General features: G+C 72.5%; 15 protein-coding genes. 14 read left to right on the forward strand and 1 reads right to left on the reverse strand.

All coding sequences use genetic code 11. From position 1 onward, the window contains the following. Positions 1-81: 81 nt before the first annotated feature. The 12 genes from I4Q55_RS19690 (at position 82) to folK (ending at position 11,124) form a co-directional block, all read left to right on the forward strand. Positions 82-1,092 (forward strand): zinc-dependent metalloprotease, encoded by a 1,011-nt coding sequence (locus I4Q55_RS19690; protein WP_206789608.1) that lies wholly within the window; start codon positions 82-84, stop codon positions 1,090-1,092. Further along, complete coding sequence (gene tilS, locus I4Q55_RS19695) at positions 1,089-2,048, forward strand: tRNA lysidine(34) synthetase TilS (RefSeq protein WP_206789562.1); 960 nt, start codon at positions 1,089-1,091, stop codon at positions 2,046-2,048. Before I4Q55_RS19690 ends, tilS begins: the two co-directional genes overlap by 4 nt. A 3-nt stretch (positions 2,049-2,051) precedes the next feature. Further along, on the forward strand, positions 2,052-2,603 hold the full coding sequence (gene hpt / locus I4Q55_RS19700; protein WP_125308269.1) for a hypoxanthine phosphoribosyltransferase: 552 nt from the start codon (positions 2,052-2,054) through the stop codon (positions 2,601-2,603). Between the two features lie 140 nt (positions 2,604-2,743). Beyond that, positions 2,744-3,109: a hypothetical protein gene (locus I4Q55_RS19705; protein WP_167384951.1), complete on the forward strand. Its 366-nt coding sequence runs from the start codon at positions 2,744-2,746 to the stop codon at positions 3,107-3,109. Positions 3,110-3,131: 22 nt separating this feature from the next. Continuing rightward, complete coding sequence (locus I4Q55_RS19710) at positions 3,132-4,511, forward strand: hypothetical protein (RefSeq protein ID WP_206789563.1); 1,380 nt, start codon at positions 3,132-3,134, stop codon at positions 4,509-4,511. Between the two features lie 59 nt (positions 4,512-4,570). Beyond that, the gene (locus I4Q55_RS19715) at positions 4,571-5,347 is read left to right on the forward strand and encodes an ESX secretion-associated protein EspG (RefSeq protein WP_206789564.1); all 777 of its coding nucleotides are present in this window, start codon (positions 4,571-4,573) and stop codon (positions 5,345-5,347) included. A 98-nt stretch (positions 5,348-5,445) separates the two neighbouring features. Further along, positions 5,446-6,273, forward strand: coding sequence for an ESX secretion-associated protein EspG (locus I4Q55_RS19720; protein ID WP_206789565.1), 828 nt, complete (start codon positions 5,446-5,448; stop codon positions 6,271-6,273). Between the two features lie 201 nt (positions 6,274-6,474). Beyond that, on the forward strand, positions 6,475-8,868 hold the full coding sequence (ftsH, locus tag I4Q55_RS19725; RefSeq protein WP_206789567.1) for an ATP-dependent zinc metalloprotease FtsH: 2,394 nt from the start codon (positions 6,475-6,477) through the stop codon (positions 8,866-8,868). Beyond that, complete coding sequence (folE, locus tag I4Q55_RS19730) at positions 8,846-9,451, forward strand: GTP cyclohydrolase I FolE (protein WP_206789569.1); 606 nt, start codon at positions 8,846-8,848, stop codon at positions 9,449-9,451. Before ftsH ends, folE begins: the two co-directional genes overlap by 23 nt. A gap of 35 nt (positions 9,452-9,486) precedes the next feature. Beyond that, the gene (gene folP / locus I4Q55_RS19735) at positions 9,487-10,284 is read left to right on the forward strand and encodes a dihydropteroate synthase (protein WP_206789610.1); all 798 of its coding nucleotides are present in this window, start codon (positions 9,487-9,489) and stop codon (positions 10,282-10,284) included. Then, positions 10,277-10,636: a dihydroneopterin aldolase gene (gene folB / locus I4Q55_RS19740; protein WP_206789571.1), complete on the forward strand. Its 360-nt coding sequence runs from the start codon at positions 10,277-10,279 to the stop codon at positions 10,634-10,636. The genes folP and folB overlap by 8 nt, the downstream gene beginning before the upstream one ends. Next, positions 10,633-11,124, forward strand: coding sequence for a 2-amino-4-hydroxy-6-hydroxymethyldihydropteridine diphosphokinase (gene folK, locus I4Q55_RS19745; protein ID WP_206789573.1), 492 nt, complete (start codon positions 10,633-10,635; stop codon positions 11,122-11,124). Before folB ends, folK begins: the two co-directional genes overlap by 4 nt. A gap of 90 nt (positions 11,125-11,214) precedes the next feature. On the opposite strand, the gene I4Q55_RS19750 is transcribed toward folK, so the two are convergent. Then, entirely contained in the window at positions 11,215-12,150 is a 936-nt protein-coding gene (locus I4Q55_RS19750) for a MerR family transcriptional regulator (protein ID WP_206789575.1), read from the reverse strand. Between the two features lie 61 nt (positions 12,151-12,211). On the opposite strand from I4Q55_RS19750, the gene I4Q55_RS19755 reads away from it, so the two are divergent. Together I4Q55_RS19755 and I4Q55_RS19760 are read left to right on the forward strand one after the other, a co-directional pair. Beyond that, entirely contained in the window at positions 12,212-12,673 is a 462-nt protein-coding gene (locus I4Q55_RS19755) for a DUF3180 domain-containing protein (protein WP_206789577.1), read from the forward strand. Between the two features lie 69 nt (positions 12,674-12,742). Beyond that, positions 12,743-15,064, forward strand: a complete 2,322-nt coding sequence (locus I4Q55_RS19760) for a DUF6779 domain-containing protein (RefSeq protein WP_206789579.1) — start codon at positions 12,743-12,745, stop codon at positions 15,062-15,064. The last annotated feature ends 150 nt before the right edge of the window (positions 15,065-15,214 follow it).

Raw genomic sequence — 15,214 nt, forward strand, 5'->3', positions numbered from 1 at the left:
AACCGTACGAAGATCGTGGCCGGAAACGGGCACCGGCCAGGTAGCGTCGGAAGGGTGAGTCAGGAAACGCAGACCCGGCCCATGGTCGACTGGGCGATCGCCGCGCAGACCGGCGCACTGCTGGTGCGCGGCGGCCCGCAGGTGCCGCGGGAACGAGCCGAAGAGGCCGTCACCGACCTGCGCGAGCTGACCGTCGAGGCCGAGGGGCACGTGCGGCAGCTGACGAACCTGGGGCTCGACCTGCCGCTGCTGCCCGGCGAGGTCGTCGACCGCCCGGGCTGGGTGAGATCGGCCGCGGCCGGGCTGGGCGAGCTGACCGGGCGCGCGCTGCCGCAGCAGGGCGGTCCGCTCGGGCCGATCCTGGCCGGCGGCGCCGGCGTGCAGACCGGGCTGGTGCTCGCGTTCCTCGCCAGCCGCGTGCTCGGCCAGTACGACCCCTTCGGCGGGCCGGACAAGGAAGGCACGCTGCTGCTGGTCGCGCCGAACGTCGTCGCCGCGGAGCAGGCGATGGACGTGCCCGGCCACGACTTCCGGCTCTGGGTCTGCCTGCATGAGTGCACCCACCGGCTCCAGTTCACCGCGGTCAGGTGGCTGCGCGACTACTTCGCCGACGAGGTCGAGCGGCTCGTCTCCGGTCTCGCGGGCGGCGGCACCGACAGCCTGTCCGACCTGGTCGGACGGCTGCCGGAGGCGATCAAGCAGGGGCCCAAGCTCAACCTGGCTGAGCTGCTCCAGTCGCCGAAGGAGCGCGCGGTGTTCGACCGGCTCCTGGCGCTCTCGACGCTGTTGGAGGGGCACGCCGACTACGTGATGGACGCCGTCGGGCCGCAGGTCGTGCCGAGCGTCGACAAGATCCGCGCGCGGTTCACCGCCCGGCGCAAGGGCGGCGGCGTCTTCGACCGGCTGCTGCGCGCGCTGCTCGGCGTCGACGCGAAGATCCGTCAGTACGAAGAAGGCGCGAAGTTCACGAAGCACGTCGTGGACGCCGTCGGCATGGACGGCTTCAACGCCGTCTGGCGGTCGCCGAACACCCTGCCGTCGCGCGCCGAGATCTCCGACCCGGCGGCGTGGGTCCGGCGCCTGCACGGATGACCGGGCCCGCGGTCGCGGCCGTCCGCCGGGCCGTGCGCGGCTTCCTCCAGAGCGTCGACGTGCCGCCCGAGCTGTGCGTTGCGGTGTCCGGCGGCGCGGACTCGCTCGCGCTGGCCGAGGCCGCCGCACACGTCGGGCACCACCGCGGGCACGTCGTCCGCGCGCTGGTCGTCGACCACGGGCTGCAGGAAGGCTCGGCGAAGGCCGCGGCCGACGCGGCCGCCGCGGCGAAGGCGCTCGGCGTCGACGAAGCCGAGGTGCGCCGGGCCGACGTCACCGGCCCGGGCGGCCCGGAAGCCGCCGCCCGCAAGGCCCGCTACCGCACCCTCGCCGGGCACGGGCTCGTACTGCTCGGCCACACCCTCGACGACCAGGCCGAAACGGTCCTGCTCGGGCTCGGCCGCGGCTCCGGCCCGCGCAGCGTCGCCGGGATGCGGCCGCACGACCCGCCGTGGGGACGGCCGCTGCTCGCCGTCGGCCGGGCCACGACGCGGGCCGCGTGCGCCGAGCTCGGCGTCGAGCCGTGGGAAGACCCGCACAACGCCGAGCCGCGCTTCACCCGAGTCCGGCTGCGCACCGAAGTCCTGCCGCTGCTGGAAGACGTCCTCAACGGCGGGGTGGCCGCCGCCCTCGCCCGCACGGCCGCGCAGCTGCGGGAGGACAACGAGGCGTTGGACACAATGGCGGACAGGATCTTCACCCGCGCGGGCGGCCCCGATGGGCTGGATGTGGCCGTCCTCGCGGCGGAACCCGCGGCGGTCCGCCGGCGGGTTCTCCGCAGGTGGCTGCTGGCCTCCGGCGTGCGCGAACTCACCGACGCGCACCTGCGGGCGGTCGACGCGCTGGTCGCCCGGTGGCGTGGTCAGGGCGGCGTGTGGTTGCCGGGCAACTTGGAGGCGAGCCGGTGCCATGGCAGGCTCTGCCTCACCTCCCAACCCACCACACGAGGAGAATGACCCGTGTACGAGGGCGAAATCGCCTCCGTGCTCGTCACCGAGCAGCAGATCAAGGACAAGATCGCGGAGTTGTCGGAGCAGATCGCCGCCGACTATCCGGCCAACGGGCAGGGCGAACTCCTGCTGGTGGGCGTCCTGAAGGGCGCGGTCATGTTCATGACCGACTTCGCCCGCGCGCTGCCGCTGCCGACGCAGCTGGAATTCATGGCCGTCTCTTCGTACGGGTCGGCGACGTCGTCGTCCGGCGTCGTGCGGATCCTCAAGGACCTCGACCGCGACATCGCGGGCCGGGACGTCCTGATCGTCGAGGACATCGTCGACTCCGGCCTGACGCTGTCCTGGCTGCTGAAGAACCTCGCCAGCCGCAACCCCGCGTCGCTCGAGGTCGTTTCGCTGCTGCGCAAGCCGGAAGCGGTGAAGGTGGACGTGCCGGTGAAGTACATCGGCTTCGACATCCCGAACGAGTTCGTCGTCGGCTACGGCCTCGACTACGCCGAGCGCTACCGGGACCTGCCCTACATCGGCACCCTCGACCCCAAGGTCTACACGTCCTGAGCAACCGTTCGGCGCAACTACCGGTTCCGCGGAACCCCGGCTTCGCGGAATGCGTCATAGGCTCTGATCACGTGCGTTAACCTATGCGAAGACCATTCGTGCCCGCGGTGACCGGGTCGGGGGAACGGGAGAGAGTGCAGATGGTGAACAGCAGCGCTGCCGACGCGAACGCCTTCAAGGCCGCGGCCGCGGCGGGTCAGGTCGGGATCGACCCCGACGCCGCGCAGGCCGTGCTGAACAAGATCCGCACCGGCAAGGACGCCGTCGAGGCCCTGCTCGCCGGCGCGGGCACGCTGGCCCAGCCGCCGAAGCTCGGCGACAACCCGGTCGGCAACGCGATGGCCGCGAAGTTCGTGCAGCGCGCGGACGGCGGGGGCGACTCCTACGCCGCCGCGCTGCAGAACCTGCTCGACCAGTACTCCGCCGCCGAAGAGGGCATCGTCACGGCGATGTCCCGGTACCACGAGATCGACCAGGCCGCGGCCGACCCGTTCCGTAACGCCTGAGTCCAGAGGGGAACTCGTAGTCATGGCACCGAACCACACCGACCAGCCGTCGGCGAACGCCCCGGGCTCGCTGGTCCCGCTCGGCGACAACTCGGCGTCGCAGAACATCGTCGACAACGCCCGCGGCAGCGCCGGTGGCTTCGACATGGGCAGCGACCGGGCGATCGCCAACCCGCCGAACTGGAACGCGCAGGAAAGCCAGCAGCTCTACGCCGGCGCGGTCAACAACAACGACCCGGGCACGGCCGAGGCGACCGGGCACGTCTGGGCGCACCACGGCGCCGAGCTGAAGCAGGCCTCCGACCACCTCTACAACGCGATCTCCGAGCTGGGCAACGCGTGGGTCGGCAAGGGCGCCGCGGGTGCGCAGGGCGCGCTGGTGGCCATCGCGAACTCCGGTTCGCAGGCTTCCGACGCCGCGCACACGATGTCCGACCGGCTCGCCAAGCAGGCCGCGGCGGCCGCCGAGGTCAAGAAGATGCCCGCCCCGAAGGACTACGACCCCAAGCAGTCCATGGCGGCCGCGCTGGCCGGCGGTCCGGCCGCGTTGATCGCCGACCAGAAGGCGCAGGCGGACGCGGCCAACGACGTCAAGGCGCAGCAGGTCGCGTTCTTCAACGCCTACACGCAGGCGATGAAGGAGGTCGACAACTCGACCCCGAGCTTCGGCCCCGAGTCGCTCGGCATGAAGCCGACGGCGTCGCACAACTCCGTCTCGTTCAACGCGGTGAACAGCGTCGGCAGCACCGGCCCGGTCGAGGGCCTCTCCGGTGCGGGCGGCGCGGTCTTCGCCGCCGGCGGCGCGGGCTTCGGCGGCCACGGCAGCGCGTTCGGCGCGCAGCACGCCGGCGTCGGCCCGAACGGGGCGCACGGCGGTGTCGCGGGCTTCGGCCAGGACGCGGCCACGCTCGGCAGCGACGGCGCCGGCGGCACGGTCGCGGGCGCCGGCTCCGGCACCGGCCACGTCGCCCCGGGCGGCGGGCAGCCCGGCGGCGGCAACCCGCTCGGCAAGATCGGCATGGGCCTCGGCCTCGGCGGCGTGGCCGGCGGCCTCGGCGCGCTGGCGTCGCGGGCGCTGGGCGCGGGCAGCAAGTCCGGCTCCAAGTCGGAGAACGACACGACACTGGCCGCGGCCGAAGGCCAGGGCCAGAGCGCCGCGTCGGCCCAGGCGCCGCAGCAGGGCGTCGTCTCGGCCGCGGGCACCATCGGCGGGCAGACCCCGCCGCCGATGAACCCAGGCATGGGCGGCATGGCCCCGCAGGCTGCCCAGGGCGAGCAGGACGAGGAGCACACGCACGCGTCCTTCCTCATCGAGGCGGACCCGGACGAGGCCTTCGGCGCGAACCAGGCGACCCCGCCGCCGGTCATCGGCGCGTGGTCCGGGGACGACGAAGACCGCTGATCCGTTCGGGCCGGGCACGCCGATGTGTGCCCGGCCCGGTTTCTCTTGGGGGTGGCTCGATGCCGAACGCTGAGCTGCTCACCCCGGTCGAGGTCGACTTCCTGTGGGAGTCGGCCGGGCTGGGCGAGCTGCCGTACCCGCTGCGCATCCGTTCGCACGGCGCGACCGTCGACGAGCGGGCGCTGCTGCGCCGCCGCACCCTCGAGGGGCTCACCGCGCGTGGCCTCGCCGACGGCCGCGGCCGGCCCGAGCCGCACGTCGAGGACTACTTCGGCGTGCTCGCGAGCCCCGAACTGAGCCTGGACGCCGTCCAGCTGATCGCCCCGGACGCCGAGCCGCTGCTCGCGATCGCCGGCGTGCTGGGCGGCCAGGGCCTGCTGGCCGTGCAGGACACCCGCGGCCTGCACCTGCAGCCGTGCCCGCCCGACGGGCTGGCCAGCGCGGTCGTCTCGCTGCTGCCGGGTGCCCCGCGCGGCACCGAGAAGTCGATCACGGTGCCGCTGGAGCAGCTGACCGGCGGCGACTTCCTGCAGCGCCGCGGCAACGGTGACGAGCGCGCTTCGGCCGACGAAGACCGCAAGGCGCTGGCCCGGCTGCACGCCCAGCCGCGGCTGCGCGGCGGCCAGATCGGCGCCAACGCCCGCAACCGGATGGGCGGGCGCACCCGCACGCCGGTGCTGAGCTGGTTCGACACCGAAACCGGCCGCTACTTCACCCAGGCCACCCGCGGCCGCGACGGCCGGGACTGGATCACCATCGCCCCCGCCGACGCCGCCACGCTGCGCCACCGCCTCGGTGAAATGCTCGCGGGAGCCGCGACGACCAGCGCGGTCTGAATCCCCGGTTCTCCGGACGTGCCCAGCTCGCCACCGGAACGATCCGGTTTTGTCGGGGGTGCGGGCTACGCTGAGCAAGAGTCCGATCCGGGAGAGTAATGATGCAAGAGTTCTTCTCGCCACTGGCGTTCGACTTCCTCTGGGAGTCGGCGCGGGTCGGGGAGCTGCCGTACCCGCTGATCGTCCGGTCGCACGGCGCCACCGAGGATGAGCGCGTCTCGCTGCGCCACCGCACCGACGTCGAGCTGAAGGCGCGCGGCATCCGCGACCCACGCGGCAGGCTCGCGCCGCCGATCGAGGACGCGCTGCACCTGTTGGCCTTCGCCCCGCTGACCATCGACGCGCTGCACATCCCGCAGTTCGAAGCCCCGACGGTCGGCGTACTCGCGGCGGCCGACGAGACCAAGGGCGTGCTCGCGGTCCAGGACGCCGACGGGATCTGGCTGCGCGACGTCCCACCGGACGCCCTGGTCTCCACGGTCGTCGGGGTCCTGCCGGCCGGGCCGCGCGGCAGCGAGGCGTCGGTCACACTCCCGCTCGACGACGCCCTGCGCACCGCACCGATCCGGGTGCCGGTGTCGTTGCCGTCGTCACCCGGTGAGGAAGAAGACAAACGCCGGGGCAAGGCCCGCCGGACCCCGCTGAGCGAGCGCCTCACGGCCGACCCGCGGGAGGCGTACGGCCGCATCGCCGGGCAGCCCCGGCTGCGCGGCGGTCAGCTGGCAGCGAACAGCCGTTCGCAGGTCGGGGCCAAGCAGCGGTCCCGCGTGCTGGCCTGGTTCGACACCGCGACCGGGCGCTACCTGAGCCTCTCCCGCGCAGGTACGGACGGCCGCGAGTGGGTCACCGTGGCGCCCGCGGACCCGGCGACGCTGCGGACCCGGCTGGGCGAGATGGTGGGCAGTGTGTCGGACGGCACGCGCTAGCGTGAACTGCGTGGACACCGGCCGGGAACCCGGGCGCGGTATCGCCCGTTGACCTGCGAGAGGCTCACAGGGGATGAACGCGGCAGCGGGCGGTACCCTGATGGGCAGGTGTCCAGGCACCACGGGTTGTCAAGATCGTGATGGCGGGTATCACAGGAGCCGCCCAACCAGGGAGGGTCGAGGCCACCAGGGCCGAGTCGTATGAACCGGAAGAGCGTGCTCAGGAACCCACTGCTGTGGATCGTCGCGGGGTTGCTGGCGTTGTTCGCGTACAACACGATCTTCGACAGTGATCGTGGGTACACCCAGGCACCCATCTCGGTGGCGAACTCCCAGATCACCTCGAACAACGTCAAGGAAGCCAGCCTCGAGGACAAGGAACAGCAGATCAAGCTGCTCCTCTCGAAGCCGATCGACGTCGACGGGCAGCAAGTCACCCAGATCATTTCGCAGTACCCGGCCAACGCGTCGCTTGACATCTACAACAAGCTGCTGGCCGCGAAGAACGGCGACGCCGGCGTCAAGTTCACCACCAAGGTGACCCAGCAGGGCGTGCTGACGCAGATCCTCATCTTCGCCATCCCGCTCGCCCTCGTCCTGGGCCTGCTGATGTGGATGATGAACAACGCGCAGGGCGGCGGCAACCGCGTCCTCAACTTCGGCAAGTCCAAGGCCAAGCAGCTGAACAAGGACATGCCCAAGACGACCTTCGGGGATGTCGCGGGCGCCGACGAGGCCGTCGAAGAGCTGTACGAGATCAAGGACTTCCTGCAGAACCCGGCGCGCTACCAGGCGCTCGGCGCGAAGATCCCGAAGGGCGTGCTGCTCTACGGGCCGCCGGGTACCGGTAAGACGCTGCTGGCGCGGGCCGTCGCCGGCGAGGCCGGCGTGCCGTTCTACACGATCTCCGGCTCGGACTTCGTCGAGATGTTCGTCGGTGTCGGTGCCTCGCGGGTGCGTGACCTGTTCGAGCAGGCCAAGCAGAACGCCCCGTGCATCATCTTCGTCGACGAGATCGACGCGGTCGGCCGCCAGCGCGGCGCCGGCCTCGGCGGCGGGCACGACGAGCGCGAGCAGACCCTGAACCAGCTGCTCGTCGAGATGGACGGCTTCGACGCCCGCGGCGGCATCATCCTGATCGCGGCCACCAACCGGCCCGACATCCTCGACCCGGCGCTGCTGCGCCCCGGCCGGTTCGACCGGCAGATCCCGGTGTCCGCGCCCGACCTGCGCGGCCGCAAGGCGATCCTCGAGGTGCACGCCAAGGGCAAGCCGATCGCCCAGGGCACCGACCTGAGCAGCCTGGCCAAGCGGACCGTCGGCATGTCCGGCGCCGACCTGGCGAACGTGCTCAACGAGGCCGCGCTGCTCACCGCCCGCCAGAACGGGCACGTGATCACCGACGCGGCGCTGGAGGAGTCGGTCGACCGCGTCGTCGGCGGCCCGGCCCGCAAGAGCCGGATCATCTCCGAGAAGGAGAAGAAGATCACGGCCTACCACGAGGGCGGGCACGCGCTCGCCGCGTGGGCGATGCCGGACATCGAACCGGTCTACAAGCTGACGATCCTGCCGCGCGGCCGCACCGGCGGGCACGCGCTGCTCGTCCCCGAGGACGACAAGGACCTGATGACCCGCTCCGAGATGATCGGGCGGCTGGTCTTCGCGATGGGTGGCCGCACGGCGGAGGAGCTCGTCTTCCACGAGCCCACCACCGGCGCGTCGTCCGACATCGAGCAGGCGACCAAGATCGCCCGCGCGATGGTCACCGAGTACGGCATGAGCGCCCGGCTCGGCGCGGTCAAGTACGGCCAGGAGCAGGGCGACCCGTTCCTCGGCCGCTCGGCCGGCCGCCAGGCCGATTACTCGCTCGAGGTGGCGCACGAGATCGACGAGGAGGTGCGCAAGCTCATCGAGACGGCGCACACCGAGGCGTGGCACGTGCTCAACACCTACCGCGACGTGCTCGACGAGCTGGTCATCGAGCTCCTGGAGAAGGAGACGCTGACCCGCAAGGATCTGGAGCGGATCTTCGCGACGGTCGAGAAGCGCCCGCACATCACCGTGTTCAACGAGTTCGGTGAGCGGACGCCGTCCGACAAGCCGCCGATCAAGACCCCGGGCGAGCTGGCGATGGAGCGCGGCGAGCCGTGGCCGCCGCCGGAGAAGGAGAAGCCGGTCCTGAAGCCGGAGCCGACCCCGGTCGGCACCGCGCAGGGCGCGGGCGACCTGCCCGGTGGCCCGCCGTACCCGTCGCCGTCCCCGGTCGACCCGAACGCCAACCCGTACGCCCCGCCGCAGCCGGGCGCCTACCCGAACGGCGGCCGTCCCTACGGCGGCCCGAACGGCACGGCACACTGGCCGCAGACCTACGGCAGCCAGCAGCCGGGCGGTCCGGCAGGCCAGAGCGGCCCGCCGAACTACGGTGCCCCTCCGGGCTGGACGCCCGCGACCTCGCCGGGCGGTCAGCCGGGCCAGTCGTGGCGCCCCGGCGGTGAAGAACGCCCTCGTGAGCACGGCTGGTTCGCCGATCAGGCGGGCAACCAGCAGAACGAGGGAGAACGACGTGACGTGGATGGACCAGAGAAGCCCAAGTGACGCCGACCGCCCGGTCTTCGACCACGACCGGGCGGAGAAGGCGATCCGCGAGCTCCTCCTGGCGTGCGGCGAAGATCCGGAGCGGGATGGCCTGAAGGACACCCCCGCCCGGGTCGCCCGCGCGTACCGCGAGATGTTCGCGGGCCTGTACACCGAACCGGACGCGGTGCTGGACCGGACGTTCGACGAGGCGCACGAAGAGCTGGTGCTGGTCACGGACATCCCGATGTTCAGCCAATGTGAACACCACCTCGTGCCCTTCCACGGCGTCGCGCACGTCGGGTACATCCCGAACGCCGCCGGGAAGGTCACCGGGCTCTCCAAGCTCGCCCGGCTCGTCGACCTCTACGCCAAGCGTCCCCAGGTTCAGGAGCGCCTGACCTCGCAGGTCGCCGACGCCCTCGTCCGGAAGCTCGAACCCCGTGGCGTGATCGTCGTCATCGAGGCCGAGCACCTCTGCATGGCCATGCGCGGCATCCGCAAGCCCGGTGCCCGCACCACCACCTCCGCCGTCCGCGGGCAGCTGAAGAACTCGCCGTCTTCGCGGGCGGAGGCGCTCGATCTCATCAAGGCGCGCCGGTGAGCGCAGGGCTGCCCGCGCCCGGCCGGTGCGTGGTGATGGGCGTGCTGAACGTGACGCCCGATTCCTTTTCGGACGGTGGCCGCTACCTCGGGCTCGACCAGGCTTTGGAGCACGCCCGCGAGATGTGGGCGCGGGGTGCCGACCTGATCGACGTCGGCGGCGAGTCGACCCGGCCGGGCGCGTCCCGGGTGGACGCCGAGACCGAGCTGCGGCGCGTCCTGCCGGTGATCAAGACGCTTGCCGCCGAAGGGATGGCTCTTTCCGTCGACACCACGCGGGCCGCCGTCGCCGCCGCGGCGCTCGACGCCGGGGCGCACATCATCAACGACGTCTCGGGTGGTCTCGCCGATCCGGACATGGCGCGGGTCGCGGCCGAGGCCGGCGTGCCGTGGGTGCTGATGCACTGGCGCGGGCACAGCAAGGACATGCAGGCGCTCGCCGAGTACCGGGACGTCGTCGCGGACGTGCGGGCCGAGCTGCTGTCCAGAGTGGACGCGGCGCTCGCGGCCGGCGTGGCCGAGAGCGCCGTCGTGCTGGATCCCGGGCTCGGGTTCGCGAAGAACGCGGAGCACGACTGGGCGTTGTTGCGCGGGCTGGATTCGTTGCTCTCGCTTGGTTTCCCGGTGCTCGTCGGCGCCTCCCGCAAGAGGTTCCTCGGTCGCCTCCTGTCCGAAAAGGACGGGACGCCGCGGCCGCCGGACGGCCGGGAGGACGCCACCGCGGCGGTCTCCGCGCTCGCCGCGGCGGCCGGTGCCTGGGGCGTGCGGGTGCACGAGGTCGGGGCTTCGCTGGACGCGGTCGCGGTGGCCGCCGCTTGGAGGACGGATGGCTGACCGGATCACGCTGACCGGCCTGCGCGTGTTCGGGCGCCACGGCGTGTTCGAGCACGAGAAGCGGGACGGCCAGGAGTTCGTCGTCGACATCACGGTGTGGCTGGACCTCGGGCCGGCCGCCGCGTCGGACGACCTGACCAAGACGCTGCACTACGGCGAGCTGGCCGAGCTGGCGGCCGGGATCGTCGCGGGGGAGCCGTACGACCTCATCGAGAGCGTCGCGGGCCGGATCGCCGACGAGGTCATGCGCGACGAGCGGCTGGGCGCGGTCGAGGTGACGGTGCACAAGCCGTCGGCGCCGATCCCGCTGACCTTCGACGACGTGGCCGTCACGGTCCGGCGCGACCGGTGAGCCGGGCGGTCCTCTCGCTCGGCTCCAACCTGGGCGACCGGCTGGGGTTCCTGCGGCTGGCGCTGGACGCGGTGCGGCCGGCGCTGGTCGCGGTGTCGAGCGTGTACGAGACGAAGGCGTGGGGCGTCGAGGACCAGCCGGACTTCCTCAACGCCGTCTGCGTGGTCGACGACCCGGCGCGCGACCACTGGGCGTGGCTGCGGGCCGGGCAGGCCGCCGAGCAGGCCGCGGGCCGGGTCCGCGAGCTGCGCTGGGGCCCGCGCACCCTGGACGTGGACGTGGTCACGGTCGACGGCGTGACGTCGGACGACCCGGAGCTGCTGCTGCCGCACCCGGGCACCCCGGACCGCGCGAGCGTGCTGATGCCGTGGGTGGAGATCGACCCGGACGCGGTCCTGCCGGGCCACGGCCCGATCGCCGAGCTGCTGAAGGCCCGTCCGGCGGACGAGGTGGCGACGGTCCGCCGGACGGACCTCGAGCTGCGCTGACCGAGATCGGAAACGGATTCACATCGGTGGATCGAGCGTGTCCGTTACGGTCTGTTTCCCCGCTGTCGCCGAGCGGTAGCGGTGGTGCGGTCAGCCGCGCAGGGCGTCGATCATGAAGCGCACCGCCGGCTGGGCCGTCGGGACCGGCGGCCAGCCGTTGATCGTCGCCAGCAGCTGCCAGTAGCGCTCGGCCCGCGGGTCGCCGCTCATCGCGAACCGGTCGGCCAGCTCGGCCCGGAACTCCGGCGACGCCGGGTCCTGGTCGTCGCGGGCGGATGCTGCCGCCAGGTCGGCCGCAAGCGCTTGCCCCGTCTCCGACGTGGGGGATTCGCCCGCCGCCACGGCCGCTGCCGCGCGAGCCGACCAATCCTGCCAGTACTGCTGCCAGCCTTCCGACGGCTGCTCGAACTCGCCGTCCTCGATCTGCTTCGCCTGGGTTTCGCTCATGCGGCGGATCAAGGCCCGGAAGTCCGGGTCCTGGATCAGCTCGGCGAACTCGATCCAGGCCTCGAGCTGCTCGGGCGACGGGTCGTCCGGCAGTTCCGGCTTCCCGGCCCGCATCCGCTGGTAGAACTCCTGGTCGATGTCGAGACCGGCGACCATTTCGTCCCAGAACTCGTCGACCAGCCGCTTGCGCTCCTCGTCGGACATCGACGCGAGACGGTTCATCAGTTTCACTTCCTCCAGTTCGGAATTGCGCTTGGCCACCGCGCGCAGCACCGCCCGGCGCAGCCGCAGCCGCCGGATCTGCTCGTCGAGTGCCTCGACGTGCCGGACCGCCAGCTCGCCGACGGTCGTCGACTGGGCCAGCGCCGCGGAGACGTCGGCCAGGCCCAGGCCCAGCTCCCGCAGCGTGCGGACCAGTTCCAGGCGGGCCATCGCCGCCGCGTCGTAGAGCCGGTAGCCGGCGTCCGTCCGCTCGGTCGGGGGCAGGAGGCCCTCGTCCGAGTAGAAGCGGATGGTCTTGACCGGCAGGCCGGTCCGCCGGGACAACTCGCCGATGGTGAAGGTCGCGGTGGTGCCCACAAAACGCATGATGAACTCTCCAGTCGGTGGAGAGTCAACTCTTCCACGGTACGGTTGAGGCATGCACTTCACCCGGCCTCGCGACCTCGTGGTCGCCGGGCTGCTCGGCCTGGGCCTCGGCTACCTGCTCTTCCAGACGGCGTACGGCTCGCTGCCGCCGCTGCCGCTGCTCGCCGGCGTCACCTTCGCCGTGCTGGCCGTGATCGAGGTCGTGCTGGCGTTCTCGATCCGGTCGCGGATCAAGAGCGGCCGGATCGTCAGCGCGATCGGGGTAGCCCGATCGGTGGCCCTCGCCAAGGCGTCGTCACTCGCCGGCGCGTTCATGGCGGGCGCCTGGCTCGCGGCGCTCGCCTATCTTTTTCCCCGACGTGACGAACTCGTCGCCGCGGTGCTCGACACGCGTGCCGCCGCGGTCGGCGCGGTGTGCTCCGCAGCCCTGGTAGCAGCGGCTTTGTGGCTCGAACACTGCTGCCGGACACCCCGCGACCACGATCGTGAGCGCACCCGCGGGACGACCGGTTAGCGCTGGAATCGCACCGCTCGCTGGACCGAGTAGGTCTCGTTCGGATTACGAGCAGGTACGGTGTCAGTCATGACCGGCGTGGGTGACGACTCGCGCGGCCGCCTCTTGGGCAGGCCGTGGCTCGTTGTCGGCTTTGTCCTCGCCATCGGAGCCACCCTCGCACTGGTGCTCAGCGACGACCTCCGCTATCTCCGGCTGGGGATCGTCGCGGCCCTCTGGGCCGCCCTGATCGGCGCTTTCCTCGCCGTGAAGTACCGCAAGAGCGCGGCACAGAGCGAGGACGCGGTCGCCGAGGCGCAGGCTGTGTACGAACTGGAGCTGGAACGCGAGATCGCGGCCCGGCGCGAGTACGAGCTGGAGATGGAGGCGGAGAAGATCTCCGTCGCCGACTCCAAGGGCCGCGAGGAGCTGGAGGCACTGCGCGCCGAGGTGTCCGCGCTGCGCGACAGCCTCCAGTCGCTGTTCGGCGGCGAGGTGCTGCTCGAACGCGTCGCGCTGACCGCCCAGGCGACCCGGATGCGCAAGCTGTCCGACGAGAACCGGATGGTCACCGACGGCGCGCCGAAGAAGAAGCCCGCCCAGCTGCTGGCCGGCAAGAAGCCGGTGCCCGACAGCGGCGAGCGGCCGACCGAGCTGATCGACCGCGTCCTCGACGAGCGCCGCCGCAAGGCGTCGAACGGCAAGCCCGCGAACGGCAAGGGCGGCCTCGGCAAGGGCGGCAAGGGCTTCGGCGGCAAGCCGGTCCCGAAGGCGCCGGTCTCCGTGCAGAGCACCCAGCAGATCGCCCGGCCGAAGCCGCTGAGCGAGCGCCGTCCGCCGGTGCCGCCGGTCGACCCGGCGCTGAACGCCGCGCAGCGCGAGCTGAAGGCCGCCGAGCTGCGGGCCGAGGCGGCCCGCCGCCAGGCCGAGTCCCAGCCGATGCGGCTGCCGAAGCAGGACGAGGTCGCGAAGCAGCCCGAGCGCCGTCCGGAGGCCGCCGCCGAGCCGACGCGCCGGGACGTGCCGCGGCCTGCCGACCGGCCCGCCGACCCGAAGACCGAGATCCGGCGCCCGCCGGAGCCGAAGACCGAGATCCGCCGCCCGGCGGAGCCGCAGACGGAGATCCGCCGTCCCGAGCCGCCGCCCGCGCGCCGCGCCGAGATGTCGCGGTCGGACATCCGGCCCGCCGAGGTGTCCCGGCCGGACATTCCGCGGGTGGAGGTGTCGCGTCCGGATATTCCGCGGGTGGAGGTGTCGCGTCCGGATATCCCGCGGGTGGAGGTGTCGCGTCCGGATATCCCGCGGGTGGAGATGTCCCGCCCGGCCATCCCGCGCGTCGAGTCGCCGCGGCCGGCACCGGGCCGCCCGGGGCCCGGGGTGCCGCCGCAGAAGCCGTCCGAGGTCTCGCGGCCGGACATTCCGCGGGTGGAGATGTCGCGGCCCGACATCCCGCGCGTCGAGATGTCCCGGCCGGACATTCCGCGCGTGGGCGGCCAGCCGAACGGCGTGCGCCCCGAGCCGCGCAAGGCGCCCGAGCCGCCGCGGCCGGTGCCGGGCCGTCCGGCGGCCAGCGTGCCGCCGCCGAAGCCGTCGGAGATGTCGCGTTCGGACATCCGCCCGGTCAAGGACCTGAGCGCGGCCTTCCAGAACCGCGACGACTTCGCCGAGCGCCAGCGGCCGAACCGGCCGAAGCCGCCCGAGCCGAAGCCGGCCCAGCCGCCGATGCCGCGGGACGCCGTGGCGTCGCGCACGGACATCCCGCCGGTCGTCCCGCCGACGACGCCGGTGCCGAGCAACAAGCCAGCGCCGCGGCAGCCGTCGCGCACCGACCTGCCGCCGGTGGTGCCGCCGACCACGCCGGTCCCGGCCGCAGACAGCCGTCGCCCGTCGCGGCTGGAGCAGTTCTCGCGGGCGGACATGTCGCCGATCCTGGAGGAGCCGCCGTCCCGGCACGGCGGTTCGCACCGCGCGCCGGCGGAGGCCGCCAAGGCCGAGGAGCCGCTGGCGAACCCGACGTTGCCGGACTCGGTCCGCAACTTCCAGGGCCGGTCCGGCGGCCGTCGCCGCAAGCCGGAGGACTCGCAGCAGCTGCCGGCGGTGCCGGCCGCGCCGGAGCCACCGGGCGGAGGCCGCCGCCGTCGTCCGGACGGCGAGCCGCCGGCCTGGGAGGGCATGGTCGCGGAGCGCGCCTCGATGTCCCGCCGCGGCATGGCCCCGGTCGACCCGGCGGACGTCGAGCAGCAGCAGAACGGCACCAACGGCCACAACGGAGCCCGCAACGGCCGCCGAGCCGCCCCCGAGCCCGCACCCGGCAGCGGTTCCCACGCGGCAGGCCGTTCGGTGAGCGAACTCCTGGCGGCCAACGGCGGCACAGGGGCGACCCCCCGCCGCCGTCGCCGCGCAGAGGACTGAGGCAAGCGCCCCAAGCACCCCAATGAGGTTTTCTCAGTAGCGGTGTGTGTGGATAAGGCGTGGGGCCCCTGGTAGGACTGGATTTGCGAAGATCAAGTCCGAGGTTCCAGAGGCCCCACGTGATCAATTATGGTGCCACCCTCGATGTGG

Origin of the sequence: Amycolatopsis sp. MtRt-6 (assembly GCF_017308975.1) — a bacterium.
Taxonomy (GTDB): Bacteria; Actinomycetota; Actinomycetes; order Mycobacteriales; family Pseudonocardiaceae; genus Amycolatopsis.

What these genes read in the sequence shown, in the direction of transcription:
- I4Q55_RS19760 (WP_206789579.1), top strand. Translation starts at nt 12,743, where the DNA reads ATGACCGGCGTGGGTGACGACTCGCGCGGCCGCCTCTTGGGCAGGCCG.
- folB (WP_206789571.1), top strand. Translation starts at nt 10,277, where the DNA reads ATGGCTGACCGGATCACGCTGACCGGCCTGCGCGTGTTCGGGCGCCAC.
- I4Q55_RS19755 (WP_206789577.1), top strand. Translation starts at nt 12,212, where the DNA reads ATGCACTTCACCCGGCCTCGCGACCTCGTGGTCGCCGGGCTGCTCGGC.
- folP (WP_206789610.1), top strand. Translation starts at nt 9,487, where the DNA reads ATGGGCGTGCTGAACGTGACGCCCGATTCCTTTTCGGACGGTGGCCGC.
- I4Q55_RS19690 (WP_206789608.1), top strand. Translation starts at nt 82, where the DNA reads ATGGTCGACTGGGCGATCGCCGCGCAGACCGGCGCACTGCTGGTGCGC.
- I4Q55_RS19720 (WP_206789565.1), top strand. Translation starts at nt 5,446, where the DNA reads ATGATGCAAGAGTTCTTCTCGCCACTGGCGTTCGACTTCCTCTGGGAG.
- ftsH (WP_206789567.1), top strand. Translation starts at nt 6,475, where the DNA reads ATGAACCGGAAGAGCGTGCTCAGGAACCCACTGCTGTGGATCGTCGCG.
- I4Q55_RS19710 (WP_206789563.1), top strand. Translation starts at nt 3,132, where the DNA reads ATGGCACCGAACCACACCGACCAGCCGTCGGCGAACGCCCCGGGCTCG.
- folE (WP_206789569.1), top strand. Translation starts at nt 8,846, where the DNA reads ATGGACCAGAGAAGCCCAAGTGACGCCGACCGCCCGGTCTTCGACCAC.
- I4Q55_RS19705 (WP_167384951.1), top strand. Translation starts at nt 2,744, where the DNA reads ATGGTGAACAGCAGCGCTGCCGACGCGAACGCCTTCAAGGCCGCGGCC.
- tilS (WP_206789562.1), top strand. Translation starts at nt 1,089, where the DNA reads ATGACCGGGCCCGCGGTCGCGGCCGTCCGCCGGGCCGTGCGCGGCTTC.
- I4Q55_RS19715 (WP_206789564.1), top strand. Translation starts at nt 4,571, where the DNA reads ATGCCGAACGCTGAGCTGCTCACCCCGGTCGAGGTCGACTTCCTGTGG.